Genomic DNA, 19,711 nt, shown 5'->3' on the forward strand with positions numbered 1-19,711 from the left:
ACCGGTTGATTTCTACCGATACAAAAAGGGCGCAGCGATGCGCCCCTTTTTCATTCCAGTGCCGGGTCTCTAGCGGCTAGGCAGATAGCGAGAAGGATCTACCGCTTTTCCCTGGCGACGGATTTCGAAATACAGTTTGACCGTATTGCTGTCGGATTTTCCCATTTCAGCGATTTTCTGGCCCTTGGCGACCATCTGGCCTTCCTTGACCACGATGATCTTGTTGTGCGCGTAGACCGATAACAGGTTGCTGTTATGTTTGACGATCACCAGGTTGCCGTAGCCGCGTATGCCGCTACCGGAATACATCACCTTGCCGGCGGCGGCCGCCATCACCGGCTGCCCGAGCTGGCCTAAGATGTCGATGCCTTTTTTTCCTTGGCCGGCGCCGCTGCTGGATTGGCCGCTGGCCGGCCAGGTCCAGTCGACCGGATCCTTGCGGTCGGCGGCTGCCGCAGCGGCATCTGCGCCATCGTCTTCAACTGGACGGCGATTGCGGCTTGCCACGGCATTGCCGCCGGCGCGTGCGCCTTCCGGTGCTATCCGCAGCGCCTGATCCACCTTGATGTCATTCGGATCCGACAGTTTGTTCCAGGCAATGATCTCGCTATTGCTGCGCCTGAATTTGCGCGCAATGCTGGACAGGGTGTCGCCTTTTTGCACAGTGTAGTAACCGGGGCCGCTAGGTTGGACGCCGGCGCTCGGACCGGACGGCGTGCTGCAGGCACCCAGGACTAGCAGGAAGACTAACGAAAGCGCAGGAGACGCAATCCGCGCGAGCGTGCGGGAAAGGCGGGAATTCTTGACGCTGTCTGGATGATGCGAGCGGGATGTCCCTGTGTTCTGGACCAACAATATTATTCCTCTGATAGATCTGACTTCGATTAATTAAGGCCGCCAGGCCGGACTTGCCTGGCGTGCATCCTCTGACCGGGTTTGGCGTAACTAGTTGCGTCGACCGGATCGCCGCCAGCCTGTAAAGCCACCTGTTGCCGTTTTTTCTAGAGACCGAGGATATCGCAATTCGGGCTGTCGGGTAAATGAGGCTGGCAAGCGGGGCGAAAAAAAACGCATTTTCCGGATTGAATTGCGTCGCTGAAAATTTTAATTTCAGTAATTAAACGACAAGTAGTCGTGCCGCTGTCGTACCGGACGTTACGTTACATGTAACGTATCAAACATTGCCGGATCCGCCACATCCCGAATTTTTCTATCTTGTTTTTAAATTTCCTACGTATTTGATTTTAAAGGAATTATTTTAATATCTGATAAAAAATCAACGCCGTATCCCGCCCCTTGTTTCGACGTTTTCATGCTGGCATGTTCTTTGCGGAATAGACATGCAGGAACGTGTGGTTCGAACTTTCACAAAGGGGAAAAACATCATGAACACATCGCAAAAAACTGGCCTGGTTGCAGCATCGTTGTTGTTGACAAGTTTGCTGGCCGGTTGCGCCAGCGGCGGCGGCGACCTGGGAAAATCATTGGGCTCCGGATCCGGAACTACCCAGGGAGCCGGCGGCACCGGAGCGGGCACCGGCGCCGGTGGAGGAACCGGTACTGACGGCGGTGGCGGCTCCGGTGGCGGCTCCGGTGGCGGCACTGGCGGTGGCGCCGGCTCAGGTGGTGGTTCGGGCGGCGGCACAGGTGATGGCGGTGGCGGCACAGGTGGCGGTGGTACAGGTGGTGGTGGCACAGGTGGTGGTGGCACAGGTGGCGGTGGTACAGGTGGCGGTGGTACAGGTGGCGGTGGTACAGGTGGCGGTGGTACAGGCGGCGGTGGTACAGGCGGCGGTGGTACAGGCGGCGCTTCCAGCAATTTCCTTTCAAACGTCGGTACCACGGTGTCCGGCACCGGCGCTGCAGTGGATGCGATAGGCAATACCGTAATCAACAACGTGCCGCTGCTTTCGCCGCAATCCAAGGGCGGACTGGCTACCGTGGTGGATAGCGGCAGCGGCATTATCAACACACTGGGCGTGGGCGTCACCAACGGTTTGGGTCAGATCGGTACCAATCCGAATTCGCTCGGCACCACAGTCGGCAGCGTCGGCGGTGTCGTCACCCAGGCGGGTAATGCCGTGCAAGGTGTGGGGCAAGTGGTTACAGGGCTGGGAACCGGACCCTTGGCGCCGTTGGGAGCGGTGACTACGCCGGTGGGCAATCTGGTGACTCAGGTGGGCGCTACCGTTTCCGGATTGGGAGCTCCTGTTACAGCACTGTTGACCACCGGGCCCGTACAACAGATCACGCAAACCGTCAGTCAGGCAATTGTGCCGTTGACCAGCACCGTGACTACCTTGACCCAGACCGTCGGCAATGCGACTGGCCTCAACCAGCCCGTGAATTCCTTGCTGGTGGCCTTGGGCGGAACCGTCAACACGCTGGGCAATACCTTGACCGGCGCAAAAGTTCCTGGCGTCAGCAGCCTGGGTGGCGTGCTTAATGATTTGGGTGGCACAGTTGCAGGCGTTGGCACCAACGCACTGGTCGGCACTGGCCAACCTCTGCTAGGCAACAAGACTGGCGGTTTGCTGCAACCATTGGATAACGTGTTAAGCGGCGTGGTTGGCGGCATCGGCGGTGCAGCAGGCGGCAGCGGAGGTCCGCTAGCGCCAGTAACAGGTCTGTTGAGCGGTCTGACCGGCGCTCTCGGCCATTCAACTGGCGGCGCTGGTGGCCCACTGGCCCCAGTGACCGGACTGCTAGGCGGTTTGACCGGTGCTGTCGGTGGCGCAACTGGTGGTGGCGGTCCATTGGCTCCAATAACCGGTTTGCTTGGCGGCCTGACTGGCGCTGTCGGTGGCGCAACTGGTGGTGGTGGCGGTCCATTGGCTCCAATAACCGGTTTGCTTGGCGGCTTGACTGGCGCTGTCGGCGGTGCAACCGGCAGTGGCGGTGGCCCACTGGCTCCAGTGACTGGTTTGTTGAGCGGCGTGACTGGCGCTGCCGGCGGTGCTACGGGTGCAGGTGGCGGTATATTGGCTCCAGTGACTGGTTTGTTGGGTAGTTTGACTGGCGCAGTCGGCGGTACTGCCGGCGCTGGCGCCAGCCCATTGGCCCCGGTTACCAACCTGGTGGCAGGCTTGACTGGCGGCAAAGGCGCTACAGGGACGACCGGCGATCCGCTGGCCCCGGTGACCGGCTTGCTGAATGGCTTGTTGGGAGGAACCGGTAAGAAGTAATCTTGCCACGCTGTTCTGTCGCAAGGAAGCATTGGCCGCCGGCCAGGCTTCCTTGTCGCAGAGTTGAATAGAACATATTGATGAGATGCAGCGCTGGTTTCGTCATTGAACGCAAATCGAAAGGCCGCCTTGACCACAGACTCCAGGTTGAACCCTACTTCAAAGGCCAACTCCCCAACAGTTTAAGCAGCAGACCAGCAGTTGAAGCGTTTTTGAATCTGCCGGGACACCGTTGAGCAGCAAGGTTTTCAAGCAAGGCAAGCGAAGACTGAAGTCCGATATTTAATCTTTCCGAGGTGGGATCATGAGAGCCGAACAGATAGTCGATTTGATCGCCTGCGCCAGCCCGCAGGCACAGGTGCCGGGAAATGATCTGCTGATTGGCATGCTGGCACGCGAGATTGCCGCACTGTCTTATAAGCTCACGGAGCAGGAGCTGTACCGGTTGATCGCGGTGGGTTCGCTGGTCTACGAAAGAGGGCGCCGCGGCCGCGTATGAAGCACGTGCGGTTTAGCGCAAATCAGCGCTGGAGCGCACGCAATTACGGCCGGCTGCCTTAGCCGCATACATCGCTTTATCTGCCGCCTGAATCAATTCAAAAGGAATGTTGTCATCCCTGATCGGAACGAAAGCATCGACGCCGGCGCTGATGGTGATCAGGCCGACCGGGCCAAATGCGTGTTCCATATGCAGATTGTAAATCGCCAGACGGATTTTTTCCGCTACTGCTATCGCTCCTGCCAGATTGGTATCCGGCAGCAATACTGCGAGTTCCTCGCCGCCGTAACGCGCTGCCAGGTCACCAGGCCGGTTTTTACTGGCTTTGACGATTTCACTGATCTGCCGCAAACACTCGTCGCCGGCCAGATGTCCGTAGATATCATTGTATTGTTTAAAATAATCGACATCGATCATCACCAGTGCCAATGAATTCGCATTGCGCATGGCGCGGCTGAATTCGTCGCGAAGCGTGCTGTCGAAATGGCGACGATTGGCGAGGCCGGTCAAGCCGTCTTGCAGCGCAAGCTGTTCCAAGTGCTGGTTGAGGGTGCGCAATGATTCTTGCACTTGCAGCAAACCGGCCTCCGCTGCCAGGCGTAGCTGGATCTGGTGGATCAGGCGCCAGCCGAGCAGTCCCAGCGCCAATGTCAGCAGCAAGGCGCCAAGCACATGCAGATAGGTGTCGGAGCGCCAGTCTGCCAGCACTTCATCCTTGGAGCGGGCGACAGTGATGAACAACGGGTATTGCTCCAGGTGTCGATACGCAATCAGTCGTTCGATGCCGTCCTGGCCAGAGCGCATCACGGCGGTGCCGACCGCATTCTTGGAAGCGTAGTCGCGATAGATCGGATAGTTGGACAGATTTCTGCCAATGGAGCTGTCCAGCATCGGACTCCTGACCAGCATCGTGCCGTCATTCAGGCTGAGAAAGATCGAGCCGGCGCGGCCGATATCAAAGCTGTCGTAGAAATTCTTGAAGTAGGTGATGTTGATGGTGGCCAGCGCAACGCCGGCGAAACTGCCGTCGGCATGATTGTAGCGGCGCGAGACCGTGACTATCCAGGCGCCTGTCGAGCGGCTGCGTATTGGTGGGCCGATGTAGGCTTCGCGTTCGAGGTGGCTGCGATGATAGCGGAAGTACTGGCGGTCGGAATTGTTGACGACCGGGATCATGCCGTTGCGGGCGTTGACCAGCCACAGCCCGGTCTCATCGTAAACAGATATGTCATTCAATTGCGGTAATTCTGCAATGTATTGCATCAGCAGTTTGTGTAAACGTTCCTGCGATGGCGTGCTGTTGCCATCCAGATCCAGGCGCTCGACCACACCCACCAACACCGTATCGGCTTGCTTGATGGTATCGCCTGCATGTTCTGACAGAGCACGGGCCAGGTTGGTGGTTGCAACTTCAGTTTCCTGCAGTTCGACATTGCGCGCATTCCAGCTGCGCCAGGCCTCCACCGTCAGCAGCGACACGCACACCAGCACCACGAACAGCGTCGCCAGAAAAGTGATGGGCAGCCGCCCGAGATTAAAACGCGGTTGACGTGGCGCTATTGTAGTGGGGAGACTCATCAATGCTCCAGACAATAGCGCGTCCTGGTCCATGGCTCAGTTTGGCCGTATGCCTTTGCGATATTCTGTGGGGGAAGTCCACATATGCTTGCGGAACAATTTAGCGACATGCTCGCCGCTGAACAGGCCGCAACGCCTGGCTATCTTGTCTACCGGCAGGTCGGTCTCGGTCAGTTGCTGGCGCACCGCTTCGAGCCGCAGGTTGAGCAGGAAATCATGTGGCGTCTGTCCGGTTTCGCGCTTGAATTGGCGCACGAAATTGCGTTCGCTCATGGAGACGAAATTGGCAGCGTCGACCACGCTGATGGAATCCGCCAGATGTTCGACAAACCAAAGCGAGGCACGCTGGATCTTGCTGGTCTTGATCGGCAGACTGGCTGGCGATGCCTGGTTGGCAGGCGGCGTGTCGCGGCGGCGCTGGCAGACCACCAGGCTTTGCGCTACACGCCGTGCAACAGCCGGGCCCAGGTCGCTTTCCAGCAGGCGCAACGCCAGATCAGTGGCCATGCCGACGTCGCAAGAAGTGAAGATGCCGTCGTCTTCGCTGATCTGCGCTTCGCGGTCGATTTTGATGAGGGGAAATTCACGCGCCAGCTTGTCCAGCAAAGCCCAATGCGTGGTGGCGCGGCGATTGTTAAGAAAACCGGCGGCGCCGATCACGAACACGCCGGTGCAGATTGCTGCTATACGGCGCACGCTGCTGCGCATCTGCTGCAGCCAGGCGATCAGGACGGGATCCCGGTAGGCATCGAAGTTGCCGGTGCCGCTGGCGATCAGCAGGGTGTCAAAATGATTCCTGCCGAAAGATGCTAGCGGAGAAGTCATTATCTGCACCGATGCCGAGGACATGACCATGCCGCCCGAGATGGAGAGGATCGATACTGCATAGCGTGTGGTGCCTGGAAATACCGTCGAAATCAGTTTGTCGCCGACCCCGAAAACATCCGCCGCGCCAACCACGTCAGCCAGCACTACTCCGTCAAAAACGATGATCCCTATATGTCTGATTGAGCTGCTGTTGTCTATCACCTCAAGTGTCTTTGTGCACTCGATATCCATGAGACTCTCCCTGCCGCCAATTTACCGTTGTGCATTGCCCTGACGCAATTTTTTATTGGTAAATTACTATTCCCCATTCTGCTACAAAATTACGCATTGTCCAGTAATCGATTGTTAAATTTAGTTATATCTGTGGCGCGTTAACACATGATTTTCTATGGCAACAGAAAACCATGCATCCGGATTTTGTATGTCCACCAATGTTAATTTCTATCTGGAACTTTTTTAACCGGAACTCGTTTTTAAACAATTGCGTATAAATAATATTATGATTTACTTCTTTTTTTAACGACTGTTTTCTGGGTTGGACGCGTTCAATTCGATGAGCTGTAATGCTCGTGTTTATTCCTCTTGTCATCCAGCGCATCTTGCAGGCGAGCGTTCTCCAACGTCAGCTCGGCCACGATCTGTTTCAGCTTGGCGTTCTCTTCCTGCAGGCATTTCAAGTCTTGCGGATAGTCCGGCATGCCGCCGTATTGCCTCTTCCAGTTGTGGAAGGTGCGCTCGGTAATCCCGGCTTGCTTGATCACATCTGCCAATGGCATGCCCAGTTCCTCCTGCTTCAGGGCCGCAGCGATCTGGTCGCTGGAGAATGGCGAACGCTTCATGGCATTCCCTCGCATTCTGTTTAGCGATCTTTTAACGCGGTCAAATCCGACGTCTTATCCAGGCCAAGGCGAGCCCGGATCAACGGGTCTTTATATTGATCGCCGATGTTCATCAGGTTTTGGCTGACGGCATTGTTTTCTGCCGAAGGCGCGGCTGGTGCGCCAGGTGCTGCGGCTCTTTCCATGCCTGGGCAGGAGCGTCCGGTCGATTCGACCGCCTTGCGATTGGCTTCGCTTTGGCAGAGCAGGGCCAACGCTACATCGTTCAGTCCCATCGCGCGAAACTCCCTGGAATCCAGCCGCCGCACGCAGGCCTGGTCGACCATGGTAGTACCGCCGGTAGCGCCGAAGCCGGTGAACGACAGGCCGAATGATGCCGAACCCATGCAAGTATCAGACAAGGTGGTGGTCAGCGAAGGCGCGACAATATTCGGTACCGTCTTGACGGTATAGGTTCCGCCGTAGTCGACCGTGGTCATGGTGTTGTTAGGGCTGCTACCGGGCTCGCCCGCTGCTGCGGTGGTGCCGGTTGCGCCGCTGGTGGTGCCGGCGGCTGTACTTGGCAACGATACGGATACGCTGACCGTTGAATTGCCGCCAGCCGAGTTCGAGCGTGAATTGCCGCCAGCGCCGCCGGCTGCGGTGGAGTTGCCGCCGGTCGATGTGGAGTGCGATGCGCCGCCGCCGATAGCCGACGCGTTGGATCCGCTGGTGGAGCCGCTGGATGAATTACTGTTGGTGCCGATGGTGTTGACGCTTGAGCCGGCACCTTGGGAAGTCGAGGTGGAAGTCGAGCCTGAATTGGAACCCGAGTCCGAGGTAGAGCCGGATATGATATCCGCCAGCGCCAGATTCGTCGCCGAGAGAGCGATCAAGAGCGCCGTTGCTTTAAATGCGCGTTTCATTTTTTTTCTCCTAGCGGGGCTACCGGGAAATTGCTTTCCTTTCGCCCCTTACGAACGGTTGGCCTGGAGCTACGACTGGGTAGCAGGTAACGCCGGTTTTAGAAATGGAAGAAGAATGCGCCGCTGGCTGTATTGGCGCCTGCTGCTGCGCCGGTATTCGAGCCAGAAGTGCCGCCGGCAGCCGAACCGCCATGGCCGAAGCCGCCCGCTGCGCTAGTATTTGTCGATGAAGTGCCGGTTTGGGACCCAGTAGCCACGCCATTTGGGCCAAATACAGCGGATGAAGTTGCCGTGCCGCCGCTGCTATTGGTAGTGGTGGCGGCATGGAAGCCATTGCCCACGCTGAGTGCCCCGGATCCACCCCCGGAACTTGAACCCGATGAGGAAGAAGCGCCGGCATTGCCTGCAGTGCCGGCACCGACTACGGTGACTGCGCCTGCCATTGCTGCATAACCACAAAGCACGGAAGCCACGATTGCGAGTGTTGTCTTGCGTAACATTTTGATTCTCCTTAAGGTAGGGGCGCCATTCACCGTGTTGTCTCGTCTATATACGCCCCGATTAATAGACAAGAATTGCGTAATCCGAAAAATTGAAACTGTGCTGCCGGCAACAAGCGCCGATGTCTCTTTTCGACAGACGCGCGTGATGCGAAATGGTGTAAATAGTTCCGGCTGCCGCTCCGTTTAGAAGTGCTGCTCGTTTGCGTTGATCTGATAATAGGATTGCAAGTTGAAGTGTTTACGACAAAACCTTGTCAGCTTCGGACAGATAAGTTGGCCGATTTGGCTAGTGTTTTTCCGTGCTGCATCATGTGAGCGCTAACAAAAAAATATAAAAAAATCCACGTCATTCACAGCGCTCGAAATTGCGTCGCTGCGAATAATGGCGCACGGAAAAACTATCTCGGAAACGTGATGTCCGTTTTTGACAAGGCGTAAAATCTTGTGTGTGGAAATCTCGAAACAACTTGTGAAAGTTTGATTGTCGAGCGGAATTTGTATGGAGCAAGGCGAGGTGGATCTGATGTATTGCAGGAGATTTGCAGGCTACATCAGCTGAGCGAAGTTTTTACGCGGCGACGATAATCAGATATATTGCCGCATGTTAATTTGCATCTCGGCACCGGATGCTTTCGCGCAATTCAAACCCAATCGAAAAGCCAGTCATGAACTTTGTTGAACTGTTTTCTCTCGCGGCCATCTGGGGCGCATCGTTCCTCTTCATGCGCATCGGCGCGCCGGAATTCGGGCCGGTGCCGTTGATTGCCTTGCGCGTCGGCATCGCTGCGCTGGTGCTGTTGCCGGTATTGCGTTCCGCCGTCGCCCGCAATCACTTACGCAGCAAGTTGTGGCCGATGCTGGTGGTCGGGGTCACCAATTCGGCGTTGCCATTTTCGCTGTTTGCCTACTCGACTTTGTATGTGAATGCCGGTTTCGACGCGGTCTTGAATGCCACCGTGCCTTTGTGGACCGGCTTGATTGCGTTCGTGTGGCTGAAAACGCCCATGAGCCGGCCGCAAGTCATCGGCATGCTGGTCGGCATGGCGGGCGTGGTCGTGCTGGTATGGGACAAGATCGGCGAAGGCCGGCCCGGCGTTTGGCTGGCGACGGCGGCGGTGCTGCTGGCCACTTTGTCCTACGGTTTCGCAATCAATTATTCAAAGACCCGTCTGGCCGGCGTGCCACCATTTGTGGTCGCTTGCGGCAGTCAGTTAGCGGCGACCCTGGTGCTGTTGCCGCTGGCATTGCTGTACTGGCCGGCGGCGCCGGTATCCGGTACGGCCTGGTATTCAGTGGTGGCCTTGGGTGTGCTGTGCACCGGTGTCGCCTACGTGATTTTCTATCGTTTGCTGGATCGCGTCGGCTCGGCCTATGCCGCCTCGGTGACTTTTCTGATCCCGATCTTCGGGGTGATCTGGGGCGCCATCTTCCTGAAAGAAGAGGTGACGCCTGGTATGATTTTCGGCTGCCTGATCATCTTGCTGGGAACGGCATTGGCGACCGGTAAACTTAATCTGTCAAATTATTTACGCGCCAAACCAAGCGAATAAACAGCCAGGCAAGCGACCGGAGAGCGATGCAAATAAAGGGCTAAATAATTTCCGGTTTGGCGCTCCAGGCTGAGCAAATGCGTGAATATATGCAACAGCCCCGGGGCAAGTATGGCACTTTCGTGACGTTCTAGCGTATTGGCGGGCTGCTTCTATGGCATAATCAAGAGCTAAATTCACTGTTTTGCGCGGTCTCCAAACCGCCCTGGGTCACGCTTAATCATGCTTAAAACGCTCTACGACAAACTCTGGGAATCCCACGTTGTCCATACCGAACAGGATGGCACGGCGATTTTGTATATCGATCGACATCTTTTGCATGAGGTCACCAGTCCTCAGGCATTCGAAGGGCTGAAGCTGGCCGGGCGCAAGCCATGGCGGCTGCCGGCCAACCTGATGGTGGCCGACCACAACGTGCCGACTACCGGCCGCGCCGACGGGATTGCCGATCCGATATCGCGTCTGCAGGTCGAAACGCTGGACGCCAACGCCAAAAGCTATGGCCTGACCTATTTCGGCATGAACGACCACCGCCAAGGCATCGTCCACGTGATCGGGCCGGAGCAGGGCGCGACCTTGCCGGGCATGACCGTGGTCTGCGGCGATTCGCATACCTCCACCCATGGCGCCTTCGGTTGCCTGGCGCACGGTATCGGCACCTCGGAAGTTGAACATGTGCTGGCCACGCAAACCTTGCTGACCAAGAAATCCAAATCCATGCTGGTGCAGGTCGACGGCGCGATTTCCAACGGCGTCACCGCCAAGGATATCGTGCTGGCTGTGATCGGCCGCATCGGAACCGCCGGCGGCACCGGCTATGCGATCGAGTTTGCCGGCTCGGCGATTCGCGCCTTGTCGATGGAAGGCCGTATGACGGTGTGCAACATGGCGATTGAAGCCGGCGCACGCGCCGGCATGATTGCGGTCGATGACACCACTGTCAATTACGTCAAGGGCCGGCCGTTTTCTCCGGCCGGACCGCATTGGGAGCGCGCGGTGACATACTGGCGCACCCTGCATTCCGATCCCGGCGCCAAATTCGACATGGTGGTGACCCTGAACGCCGCCGACATCAAGCCGCAAGTGACCTGGGGCACCTCGCCTGAAATGGTGGTTGCGGTGGACGGCCGGATTCCGGATCCCGACAAGGAAAAAGACCCTACCAAGCGCGATGGCATGGAAAAGGCGCTGGCCTACATGGCGCTGAAGCCGAATACCGCAATTGAAGATATCCGCATCGACAAAGTGTTCATCGGTTCCTGCACCAACTCGCGGATTGAAGATTTGCGTGCCGCGGCGGCAGTGGTGCGCGGCAAGTTCCGTGCTTCCAACGTCAAGCTGGCGATGGTGGTGCCTGGCTCCGGCCTGGTCAAGGAACAAGCCGAGCGCGAAGGCCTGGACAAGATTTTCAAGGATGCCGGCTTCGAATGGCGCGAGCCGGGCTGCTCGATGTGCCTGGCCATGAATGCCGACCGGCTGGAGCCGGGCGAGCGTTGCGCTTCCACCTCCAACCGTAATTTCGAAGGCCGCCAGGGCGCGGGCGGACGCACACATCTGGTCAGTCCGGCGATGGCGGCAGCGGCAGGTATCGCTGGTCATTTCGTCGATATCCGTAGCTATAAATAAAGACAGAAGGATAAAAAAATGATGAAGAAATTAGTCGCCCTAGGTATGTTGATGGCTAGTGTCTATGCGCTGAGTGCCTGCAATACTTTCCAGGGCTTTGGCAAAGATGTGGAACACGTCGGCGAAAAGATTCAAGGCAAGTAATTGCTGCATGTGACGGCGCTCCCGGGCGCCGCACCATTATTGGAATGAATGTATGAATAAATTTACTGTGCTGGACGGTTTGGTGGCGCCGCTGGATCGCGCTAACGTCGATACCGACGCCATTATTCCCAAGCAGTTCCTGAAGTCGATCCAACGTACCGGCTTCGGTCCCAACCTGTTTGACGAGTGGCGCTATCTGGATCACGGCGAGCCGGGCGTAGACAATTCGCGGCGTCCGCTGAACCCGGATTTCGTGCTTAACCAGCAGCGTTATCAAGGCGCTTCAATTTTGCTGACCCGCAAGAATTTCGGTTGCGGTTCATCGCGAGAGCATGCGCCGTGGGCGCTGGACCAGTATGGTTTCCGGGCTGTCATCGCACCGAGTTTCGCCGATATCTTTTTCAATAACTGCTTCAAGAACGGCTTGCTGCCGATTGTGTTGCCGGAGGCGCAGATCGATCGCCTGTTTGATGAAGTCAAGGCTTTCCCGGGTTACAAGCTGATCATCGATCTGGAAAAGCAACTGGTCAGCACCGCCAACGGCAACCTGGCTTTCCCGTTTGAAGTCGGCGAATTCCACAAATACTGCCTGCTGAACGGGTTTGACGATATCGGCCTGACTCTGCGCCAGTCGGACAAGATCCGCGACTTCGAGGAGCGCCATCTGTTTGCCCAGCCGTGGTTGAGCAATACCATTTAATCGGCCGAAGCTTGGCTGACAAGCGATATAAGCGATATAAGCGACATAAGCGATATTTTTGAATCATTCAAATTCAGGAAAAAATGAAAATAGCAATTTTGCCAGGTGATGGCATCGGTCCGGAAATCGTCGAGCAAGCGGTCAATGTGTTGAACGTGCTTGGCGAACAGTTTGAAATGGAAACCGCGGCGGTCGGCGGCGCCGGCTATGCGGCGCATGGTCATCCGCTGCCGGAAGGCACCCTGAAACTGGCAAAAGAAGCCGATGCGATCTTGTTTGGCGCCGTTGGCGACTGGCAATACGATACGCTGGAGCGTTCGCTCCGTCCGGAGCAGGCGATCCTGGGCCTGCGCAAGAACCTCGGCCTGTTCGCCAACCTGCGTCCGGCAATCCTGTACCCTGAGCTGGCCGGCGCTTCGACGCTGAAGCCGGAAGTGGTTTCCGGCCTGGATATCCTGCTGGTCCGCGAACTCACCGGTGACGTCTACTTTGGCCAGCCGCGTGGTGTCCGCATCGCGCCGGACGGTGCTTTCAAAGGCGAGCGCGAAGGTTTCGACACCATGCGCTACGCCGAATCGGAAATCCGCCGTGTCGCGCATGTGGCGTTCCAGGCTGCGCAAAAGCGCGACAAGCGCCTGACCAGCGTCGACAAGGCCAATGTGCTGGAGACTTTCCAGTTCTGGAGAGACATCGTCACGGAAGTTCACAAGGAATATCCTGACGTTGCGTTGGATCACATGTATATCGATAACGCCGCGATGCAGCTGGTGCGCGCGCCGAAGAAATTCGACGTCGTCGTCACCGGCAACATGTTCGGCGACATCCTGTCGGACCAGGCTGCCATGCTGACCGGTTCGATCGGCATGCTGCCATCGGCTTCGCTGGACGCCAACAACAAGGGCTTGTACGAGCCGTCGCACGGTTCGGCGCCGGATATCGCCGGCAAAGGCATCGCCAATCCGCTGGCGACCATCTTGTCGGCCGCCATGATGCTGCGCTTCTCGCTGAACAAGGCGGAGCAGGCCGACCGCATCGAAAATGCGGTCAAGAAAGTACTGGCGCAAGGACTGCGTACCGCGGATATTTATGAGGCGGGCACGACCAAGGTCAGCACCAAGGAAATGGGCGCTGCGGTGGTTAAGGCACTTGGGTAATAGAATTTTGGCGGGTGGTCTGCCCTAATATGGAGTGCGGGAATTTTCCCGTTTATTGTGGGGAACAATAATGAAGCTGGTTGGTTTAGTCGGTTGGCGTGGCATGGTGGGTTCGGTCTTGTTGCAGCGTATGCAGGAAGAGGGCGATTTCGCCCATATCGAACCGGTATTTTTCTCAACTTCAAACGCCGGCGGTAAAGCCCCGGCGCTGGCAAAAAACGAAACAACGTTGAAAGATGCCGGCGATATTGAAGCTTTGAAAAAATGCGACATCATTATTACCTGCCAAGGCGGCGACTACACCAGCGAGATTTTCCCGCAGCTGCGCGCGGCCGGCTGGAATGGCTACTGGATTGACGCGGCATCGACCCTGCGCATGAAAGACGACGCCATCATCGTGCTGGATCCGGTCAACCTGGATGTCATCAAGGATGGTCTGAAGCGCGGCGTCAAGAACTACATCGGCGGCAATTGCACCGTATCCTGCATGATGATGGGCCTGGGCGGCCTGTTCCAGCACGATATGATCGAGTGGATGACTTCCATGACCTACCAGGCGGCTTCCGGCGGCGGCGCCCAGCACATGCGCGAGCTGCTGACGCAATTCGGCTCGATCAACGCCGAAGTCAAGGCCCTGCTCGACGACCCGAAATCGGCAATCCTGGAAATCGACCGCAAGGTGCTGGCCAAGCAGCATTCGATGTCGGCTGATGAAACCAAACAGTTCGGCGTACCGTTGGGCGGCAACCTGATTCCATGGATCGATAAGGATCTGGGCGATGGCATGTCGAAGGAAGAATGGAAAGCCGGCGCGGAAACCAACAAGATCCTCGGCCGCGGCGAAGGTTTTCAGAATGGCGGCAAGGTCATCCCGGTGGATGGCCTGTGCATCCGCATCGGCGCCATGCGCTGCCATTCCCAGGCATTGACCATCAAGCTGAAAAAAGATGTGCCGCTGGATGAAATCAATGACATCATCGCCAGTAATAACCAATGGGTTAAGGTCGTGCCTAATGACAAAGAGTCATCAATGCGCGATCTGACGCCGGCGGCGGTGACTGGCAGCCTGACAATTCCTGTCGGTCGTCTGCGTAAATTGCAGATGGGTGGCGATTATTTGTCAGCATTTACTGTCGGCGACCAGCTATTGTGGGGGGCGGCAGAACCGTTGCGCCGCATGTTGCGGATTGTTCTGGACAACTGATCCACTGATAGCCTGACTTGTTGCGGCAGTTGTGATATTGTTGCCGACTTGCAATAAAGCCCGCTAAGTATTTTCCTAAAGAAAGTCTTAGCGGGTTTGATGTATCTAGCGGTATCTACCGGGATTTATTATTATTTGCACATGTTTTCCGCATATAGTTGCGCTTGCATGTCAATCTGCATATTGATTTTTAAAAAAACTGGGTACAGTATTTGCTTTCAGCAAGATTTGTTTCCTTATACGCTAACGGATAGTCCTTCATGCCACACAACATGCACCTGAATTCATCGAATAAATTTATTTCCACCGGTTTAAAGACCCTCACGGCGGCTGTGGTTTCTACCCTGCTGATGGTGTCTAATGTTGAGGCTGCCGGGTTGGGTAAATTAACCGTGCTGTCCTCGCTGGGGCAACCGTTACGTGCGGAAATCGAGCTGACTTCGGTGAGCCAGGATGAGGCGGGTGGACTGGTCGCCAAGCTGGCGAGCCCGGAGACTTACCAAAACGCGAATATCGATTTCAATCCAGCCTTGTTGTCCTTGCAGTTCGCCATCGATCAGCGCGGCGATCGCCGTTTTGTGCGGGTGACGTCGACCCAGCCGATCAACGAGCCGTTTGTCGACATGCTGATGGAACTCGGCGGCACCAAGTCGCACCTGGTGCGTGAATATACCCTGTTGCTGGATCCGGCCGGTCAGCGCCAGGCTCAGCCGGCCCAGATGGCCGCTCCTGCGCGCGCCGGCGCCGCACCTGTCGCCCGTTCGGCGCCAAGCCAAGGTCAGGCCGCGCAGTCGCCGACAGTAGCAGGTTCCACCATTACAGACGCCACCCGCGCTGCAGCAACCCGGGCGGTGGCCAGCGGCGCTACCGGCGCACCTGGCGGCAAGCCAGCTGGTGCAAGCAACTCCGGCAACTCCGCGCGTGCCGCACAAGCGGCTCCGGCAGCGGCGTCATCGGGCGGCGACTATCACGTCAAGCGGGGCGACACGCTGGCCCGTATCGCCAGCGAAAATCTGCCTGCCGGCATCTCGCTGGACCAGATGCTGGTCGCGCTGTACCGCAGCAACGAAGGCGCATTCGTCGGCAAGAACATGAACCGTCTGCGTTCCGGCCAGATCCTGTCGATTCCGGATGCCGCCAGCGCAGGCAGCGTCGGCAAGTCGGAAGCCAAGAGCGTGGTGCTGGCGCAGTCGAGCGACTTCAAGAGCTATCGCAACAAACTGGCCGGCATGGTTGAGTCGGCAGCGCCGGCTGCTGCGGCAGAATCGCGCCAAAGCAGCGGCGGCAAGATTACCGCCAAGGTGGAAGAACAAGCCACGCCAGCCAGCGAAGCCCGCGACAAGCTGAAACTGTCACGCGGCGCGGCTGCCGCCGGCGCAGCTGACGCCAAGGCGACAGCTACCGCGGCGACTGAAGAAAAGATCGCCCGTGAAAAAGCCGCGGCTGAAGCCCAGGCGCGCGTCAAGGAATTGGAAAAGAATGTCAGCGATTTGCAAAAGACGCTGGAGCTGAAGAACAAGAACCTGGCTGACCTGCAAAATCAGGCAACCAGCGTGAAGCCTGCTGCGCCTGCGGCCGTGACGCCAGTGGTACCGGCAACGCCGGCCCCAGTTGCGGCCACACCAGCGCCGGCAACTGCGGCTCCTGCCAAGGTTGAGTCGGTTGATGCCGTCCCGGCTGGCGGCGCGGCTATCGTCGCCACCGGTGCTGCGGCTGCGCCGGCAACTTCAGCGGCGACTGATGCCACCGCCGCTGCCGCTACCCCGGCAGCGCAAGTACCAGCGCCAACGGCCGAAGCACCCAAGCCTGTGGTCAAGCCGAAAGTGGTTGCGCCACCGCCGCCCGAGCCAGGCTTCATTGCAAGCCTGACCGAAAATCCATTGCTGCTGCCGGTTGGCGGCGTTCTGGTAGCCTTGCTGGCCGGGCTCGGCCTGTTCCGCTATCGCCGCAACCGGGCGCGTCAACAGGCGTTCCTGGATAGCAGCGGTGCGCCGATGACGAACTCGAGCCTGAAGGGTAATTCTCTGTTTGGATCGACCGGTGGCCAAAGCGTTGACACCAAGAACAGTATTTTCAATTCGAATTTCGTGCCATCGGTCAGCCATCTCGATACCAATGTCGATCCGGTCGCCGAGGCGGACGTGTATATCGCTTACGGCCGTGATGCCCAAGCCGAAGAAATCCTGAAAGAAGCGCTGCGCAACCAGCCAAGCCGCAACGCAATTCGCGTCAAGCTGTTGGAAATCTATGCCAATCGCAAGGATCCGCGCTCGTTCGAAATCCTGGCCAGCGAGTTGTATAGCCTGACCCGCGGTGAGGGCGAGGATTGGCAACAAGCCGCTGCGCTGGGCCTGAATGTCGACCCTGCCAATCCACTGTACGGTGGCGGCAAGCTGCAAGATCAGGTGATCGCCAAGGCCGACGCCATCACGGCGCCGACCCAGCCTATGGATGGCCTCGATTTCAACTCACTGACAGCGCCGACCCAGCCGCAAGCTGTGCCGATTCCGGAGCTGGTGCATACCGCGCCGACAGAATTGCTGGCGCCTTTGACGCAGAATGAACTAGGCAAGCAAGGTAATGCCGCAGCCAAGGCGCAGATCAGCGACATGGATTTCGATCTGGAAGAACTTGGCAGCACGTCGTCCGCCAACCAGAACACGGTATTGTTGTCGCCGGTCCATGAAGCCGGCAAGTCGATGCTCGATTCGCTTGATTTCGAACTGGATCATAAAGCGGCAGCTCCGGCAGTTGCTGCGGCGCCAAAGGTAGTGGAGAAGGTCGCGCCGGCAGTGGCGGCATTCGATGCACTGGATTTCCCGGCCGGCGGTCAGCCTTCGAACTACGAACCGGCGCACGCCCATATCGACCTGCCTTTCGAGACCAAGCCAGTGGTGAAGGCGCCTGTGGCTCCTTCCTACGCGCAACACGCTGAACAGATGGTGGCGCCGCTGGAATTCAACTTGTCCGGAATGAACCTGGATCTGGACAATGCTGTCCAGGCACATGCTCCGGCGGCCGCCAGTGCGCCTGTCCACGCAGCGCCAGAGCTGGCGCCAGCCTCGGCCAGCGCCAACCCTGAAATGGCGACCAAGCTCGACCTCGCTGTCGCCTACAAGGAAATCGGCGACAAGGAAGGCGCCCGCGAGTTGCTGGAAGAAGTATTGAAGGGCGGTAGTGCAGAACAGGTAGATGCCGCCAAGCTGTTGATCGCAAAGCTGTAATCACGAATTGAATCAAGGCGTTGCTTCCTGACAGGGAACGCGGCTCACTGATAAAATCGCCGTAGCATTTTGCCAAAGAACGGGCGCAGCGTTATGCTAGCGCCCGTTTGCCTTTGTAGCGGCAATATAGGCAATATTGGCAATAACGAAAATAACGGGAGTTGGTTTGAAACGTATCGTTCTCGGCGTGCAGTATGACGGCACACCTTGGCAAGGATGGCAGACCCAGCCTAGCGGCAAGACCGTGCAGGACCGGCTGGAAGCCGCCTTGCAAAAATTCACCCAGGGCGAGGTCGCCACCACTTGCGCCGGCCGCACCGATTCCGGCGTGCATGCGCTGGAGCAGGTTGTGCATTTTGACACCGGTTTGTCGCGCGAGATATTTTCCTGGGTGCGCGGCTTGAATGCCTTTTTGCCATCATCCATCGCGGTACGCTGGGCGCATGAGCTGCCCGTAGCTGACGAGAGCGGGGAGCAGGATGATTTCCACGCGCGTTTCAGCGCTACGTCCAGGACTTACCACTACCTGTTATACAACAACCCGGTGCGTTCACCGCTGCTGGAAGGGAAGGCCGGCTGGGTATTCCGTCCACTCGATGTCGAACTGATGCGCCAGGCTGCCTCATACTTGATCGGCACCCACGATTTTTCGGCGTTCCGCGCCATCGAGTGCCAGGCCAAATCACCGGTGCGCACGATGGATCAGATCGGCATAGAGCGGCGCGGCGACCTGATCGTATTCACTTTGCGCGCCAATGCCTTCTTGCATCACATGGTGCGCAACATCGTCGGCACTCTGATTTACGCCGGCAACGGCAGCAAGGCGCCGGAATGGATCGCCGAGTTGCTGTTACAGCGTGACCGCAGCCAGGCCGCACCGACCTTCATGCCGGATGGTCTCTATCTGGCGCAGGTGGCTTACGACCGGAAATGGCAATTGCCGCAGCAGCCGGCAGAGCTCTTGGCCTGGCTGTAAATGCTGGGTGGTTGTGTATTTATCATGCCGTCAAGATGATATATTGCGCCTATGGACATTTTCTTGATCAGACCAGCCTTATGAGCCATCGCACCAGAATCAAAATCTGCGGGTTGACCCGCGAGCAGGACGTCCAAGCTGCCATTGCAGCCGGCGCCGATGCGCTGGGTTTCGTGTTCTATCCGAAAAGCCCGCGCTATGTCACGCCCCGACAAGCCGCCGCCCTGATCGCCACGGTGCCGCCGTTCATCACCACCGTAGGCCTGTTCGTCAACGCCGAGCCGGTGCAATTACAGGACATCGTGGCCGAAGCGCCGGTATCCTTGCTACAGTTCCACGGCGATGAAACCGTGCAGCACAGCGCCACGCTGGCAGAAGCCGTGAATCGACCATTTATTCGCGCCATGCGCATCGGAACCGCTACGGTAGCCGCAGATTTGTTAGAATATGCCAACTCCTACCGTGCCGGCAGCGGTTTATATACTGGATTGCTGCTGGATACCCTGGTAGAAGCTTATGGTGGCAGTGGAAAGGTATTTGATTGGTCTCTCATCCCAAAAGAACTCGCGCCTCAGGTCGTTTTAAGTGGTGGCTTGAGCGTGCACAATGCGACTGACGCGGTAAAACGCGTACGTCCCTTTGCGGTCGACGTCAGCAGTGGCGTCGAACAAGACAAGGGTATCAAGGACGCCGCCAAGATTCGCGCATTCATTGCCGCGATAAGGCAGGCGGATGCCGATTCGAGCGAGATGCAGTAGCTAGATAGCAGTTAGCTGCATCTCTCGGACGGCAACCC

The 19,711-nt window shown here is 57.6% G+C and carries 17 protein-coding genes; 11 read left to right on the forward strand and 6 right to left on the reverse strand.

From position 1 onward, the window contains the following. Positions 1 to 69: 69 nt before the first annotated feature. Positions 70 to 852 (reverse strand): peptidoglycan DD-metalloendopeptidase family protein, encoded by a 783-nt coding sequence (locus tag ABI171_RS12035; protein WP_348092795.1) that lies wholly within the window; start codon positions 850 to 852, stop codon positions 70 to 72. A gap of 533 nt (positions 853 to 1,385) precedes the next feature. On the opposite strand from ABI171_RS12035, the gene ABI171_RS12040 reads away from it, so the two are divergent. Further along, entirely contained in the window at positions 1,386 to 3,185 is a 1,800-nt protein-coding gene (locus ABI171_RS12040) for a collagen-like triple helix repeat-containing protein (RefSeq protein ID WP_348092796.1), read from the forward strand. A gap of 304 nt (positions 3,186 to 3,489) precedes the next feature. Next, complete coding sequence (locus ABI171_RS12045) at positions 3,490 to 3,684, forward strand: hypothetical protein (RefSeq protein ID WP_014005844.1); 195 nt, start codon at positions 3,490 to 3,492, stop codon at positions 3,682 to 3,684. 12 nt (positions 3,685 to 3,696) lie between these two features. On the opposite strand, the gene ABI171_RS12050 is transcribed toward ABI171_RS12045, so the two are convergent. The 5 genes from ABI171_RS12050 to ABI171_RS12070 all read right to left on the reverse strand — a co-directional run bounded on the left by ABI171_RS12050 (position 3,697) and on the right by ABI171_RS12070 (position 8,334). Then, on the reverse strand, positions 3,697 to 5,262 hold the full coding sequence (locus tag ABI171_RS12050; protein WP_348092797.1) for a diguanylate cyclase: 1,566 nt from the start codon (positions 5,260 to 5,262) through the stop codon (positions 3,697 to 3,699). Positions 5,263 to 5,298: 36 nt separating this feature from the next. After that, positions 5,299 to 6,321, reverse strand: coding sequence for a helix-turn-helix domain-containing protein (locus ABI171_RS12055; protein WP_348092798.1), 1,023 nt, complete (start codon positions 6,319 to 6,321; stop codon positions 5,299 to 5,301). A 314-nt stretch (positions 6,322 to 6,635) separates the two neighbouring features. Continuing rightward, on the reverse strand, positions 6,636 to 6,929 hold the full coding sequence (locus ABI171_RS12060; RefSeq protein ID WP_348092799.1) for a transposase: 294 nt from the start codon (positions 6,927 to 6,929) through the stop codon (positions 6,636 to 6,638). Between the two features lie 20 nt (positions 6,930 to 6,949). After that, the gene (locus ABI171_RS12065; protein WP_348092800.1) at positions 6,950 to 7,834 is read right to left on the reverse strand and encodes a hypothetical protein; all 885 of its coding nucleotides are present in this window, start codon (positions 7,832 to 7,834) and stop codon (positions 6,950 to 6,952) included. Positions 7,835 to 7,932: 98 nt separating this feature from the next. Continuing rightward, positions 7,933 to 8,334, reverse strand: a complete 402-nt coding sequence (locus ABI171_RS12070; RefSeq protein ID WP_348092801.1) for a hypothetical protein — start codon at positions 8,332 to 8,334, stop codon at positions 7,933 to 7,935. Between the two features lie 668 nt (positions 8,335 to 9,002). On the opposite strand from ABI171_RS12070, the gene ABI171_RS12075 reads away from it, so the two are divergent. The 9 genes from ABI171_RS12075 to ABI171_RS12115 all read left to right on the forward strand — a co-directional run bounded on the left by ABI171_RS12075 (position 9,003) and on the right by ABI171_RS12115 (position 19,673). Next, on the forward strand, positions 9,003 to 9,887 hold the full coding sequence (locus ABI171_RS12075; RefSeq protein WP_348092802.1) for a DMT family transporter: 885 nt from the start codon (positions 9,003 to 9,005) through the stop codon (positions 9,885 to 9,887). Between the two features lie 222 nt (positions 9,888 to 10,109). Next, the gene (gene leuC / locus ABI171_RS12080; protein WP_348092803.1) at positions 10,110 to 11,513 is read left to right on the forward strand and encodes a 3-isopropylmalate dehydratase large subunit; all 1,404 of its coding nucleotides are present in this window, start codon (positions 10,110 to 10,112) and stop codon (positions 11,511 to 11,513) included. An 18-nt stretch (positions 11,514 to 11,531) separates the two neighbouring features. Further along, positions 11,532 to 11,657 (forward strand): entericidin A/B family lipoprotein, encoded by a 126-nt coding sequence (locus ABI171_RS12085; RefSeq protein WP_348092804.1) that lies wholly within the window; start codon positions 11,532 to 11,534, stop codon positions 11,655 to 11,657. Positions 11,658 to 11,709: 52 nt separating this feature from the next. Beyond that, positions 11,710 to 12,357, forward strand: coding sequence for a 3-isopropylmalate dehydratase small subunit (gene leuD / locus ABI171_RS12090; RefSeq protein ID WP_348092805.1), 648 nt, complete (start codon positions 11,710 to 11,712; stop codon positions 12,355 to 12,357). Positions 12,358 to 12,440: 83 nt separating this feature from the next. Beyond that, a complete protein-coding gene (gene leuB, locus ABI171_RS12095; RefSeq protein ID WP_348092806.1) occupies positions 12,441 to 13,511 on the forward strand; it encodes a 3-isopropylmalate dehydrogenase in 1,071 nt (356 codons plus the stop codon). Positions 13,512 to 13,581: 70 nt separating this feature from the next. After that, positions 13,582 to 14,715, forward strand: a complete 1,134-nt coding sequence (asd, locus tag ABI171_RS12100) for an aspartate-semialdehyde dehydrogenase (protein ID WP_348092807.1) — start codon at positions 13,582 to 13,584, stop codon at positions 14,713 to 14,715. Between the two features lie 260 nt (positions 14,716 to 14,975). Then, entirely contained in the window at positions 14,976 to 17,939 is a 2,964-nt protein-coding gene (locus ABI171_RS12105) for a FimV/HubP family polar landmark protein (RefSeq protein WP_348092808.1), read from the forward strand. A 166-nt stretch (positions 17,940 to 18,105) separates the two neighbouring features. Further along, the gene (truA, locus tag ABI171_RS12110; RefSeq protein ID WP_348092809.1) at positions 18,106 to 18,915 is read left to right on the forward strand and encodes a tRNA pseudouridine(38-40) synthase TruA; all 810 of its coding nucleotides are present in this window, start codon (positions 18,106 to 18,108) and stop codon (positions 18,913 to 18,915) included. 80 nt (positions 18,916 to 18,995) lie between these two features. Continuing rightward, positions 18,996 to 19,673: a phosphoribosylanthranilate isomerase gene (locus tag ABI171_RS12115; protein ID WP_348092969.1), complete on the forward strand. Its 678-nt coding sequence runs from the start codon at positions 18,996 to 18,998 to the stop codon at positions 19,671 to 19,673. The last annotated feature ends 38 nt before the right edge of the window (positions 19,674 to 19,711 follow it).

This window comes from Collimonas sp. (assembly GCF_039923675.1).
GTDB lineage: Bacteria > Pseudomonadota > Gammaproteobacteria > Burkholderiales > Burkholderiaceae_D > Collimonas.

Coding starts and splice junctions, on each gene's coding strand:
- ABI171_RS12040 (WP_348092796.1), top strand. CDS start 1,386: ATGAACACATCGCAAAAAACTGGCCTGGTTGCAGCATCGTTGTTGTTG.
- ABI171_RS12045 (WP_014005844.1), top strand. CDS start 3,490: ATGAGAGCCGAACAGATAGTCGATTTGATCGCCTGCGCCAGCCCGCAG.
- ABI171_RS12050 (WP_348092797.1), bottom strand. CDS start 5,262: ATGAGTCTCCCCACTACAATAGCGCCACGTCAACCGCGTTTTAATCTC.
- ABI171_RS12055 (WP_348092798.1), bottom strand. CDS start 6,321: ATGGATATCGAGTGCACAAAGACACTTGAGGTGATAGACAACAGCAGC.
- ABI171_RS12060 (WP_348092799.1), bottom strand. CDS start 6,929: ATGAAGCGTTCGCCATTCTCCAGCGACCAGATCGCTGCGGCCCTGAAG.
- ABI171_RS12065 (WP_348092800.1), bottom strand. CDS start 7,834: ATGAAACGCGCATTTAAAGCAACGGCGCTCTTGATCGCTCTCTCGGCG.
- ABI171_RS12070 (WP_348092801.1), bottom strand. CDS start 8,334: ATGTTACGCAAGACAACACTCGCAATCGTGGCTTCCGTGCTTTGTGGT.
- ABI171_RS12075 (WP_348092802.1), top strand. CDS start 9,003: ATGAACTTTGTTGAACTGTTTTCTCTCGCGGCCATCTGGGGCGCATCG.
- leuC (WP_348092803.1), top strand. CDS start 10,110: ATGCTTAAAACGCTCTACGACAAACTCTGGGAATCCCACGTTGTCCAT.
- ABI171_RS12085 (WP_348092804.1), top strand. CDS start 11,532: ATGATGAAGAAATTAGTCGCCCTAGGTATGTTGATGGCTAGTGTCTAT.
- leuD (WP_348092805.1), top strand. CDS start 11,710: ATGAATAAATTTACTGTGCTGGACGGTTTGGTGGCGCCGCTGGATCGC.
- leuB (WP_348092806.1), top strand. CDS start 12,441: ATGAAAATAGCAATTTTGCCAGGTGATGGCATCGGTCCGGAAATCGTC.
- asd (WP_348092807.1), top strand. CDS start 13,582: ATGAAGCTGGTTGGTTTAGTCGGTTGGCGTGGCATGGTGGGTTCGGTC.
- ABI171_RS12105 (WP_348092808.1), top strand. CDS start 14,976: ATGCCACACAACATGCACCTGAATTCATCGAATAAATTTATTTCCACC.
- ABI171_RS12115 (WP_348092969.1), top strand. CDS start 18,996: ATGAGCCATCGCACCAGAATCAAAATCTGCGGGTTGACCCGCGAGCAG.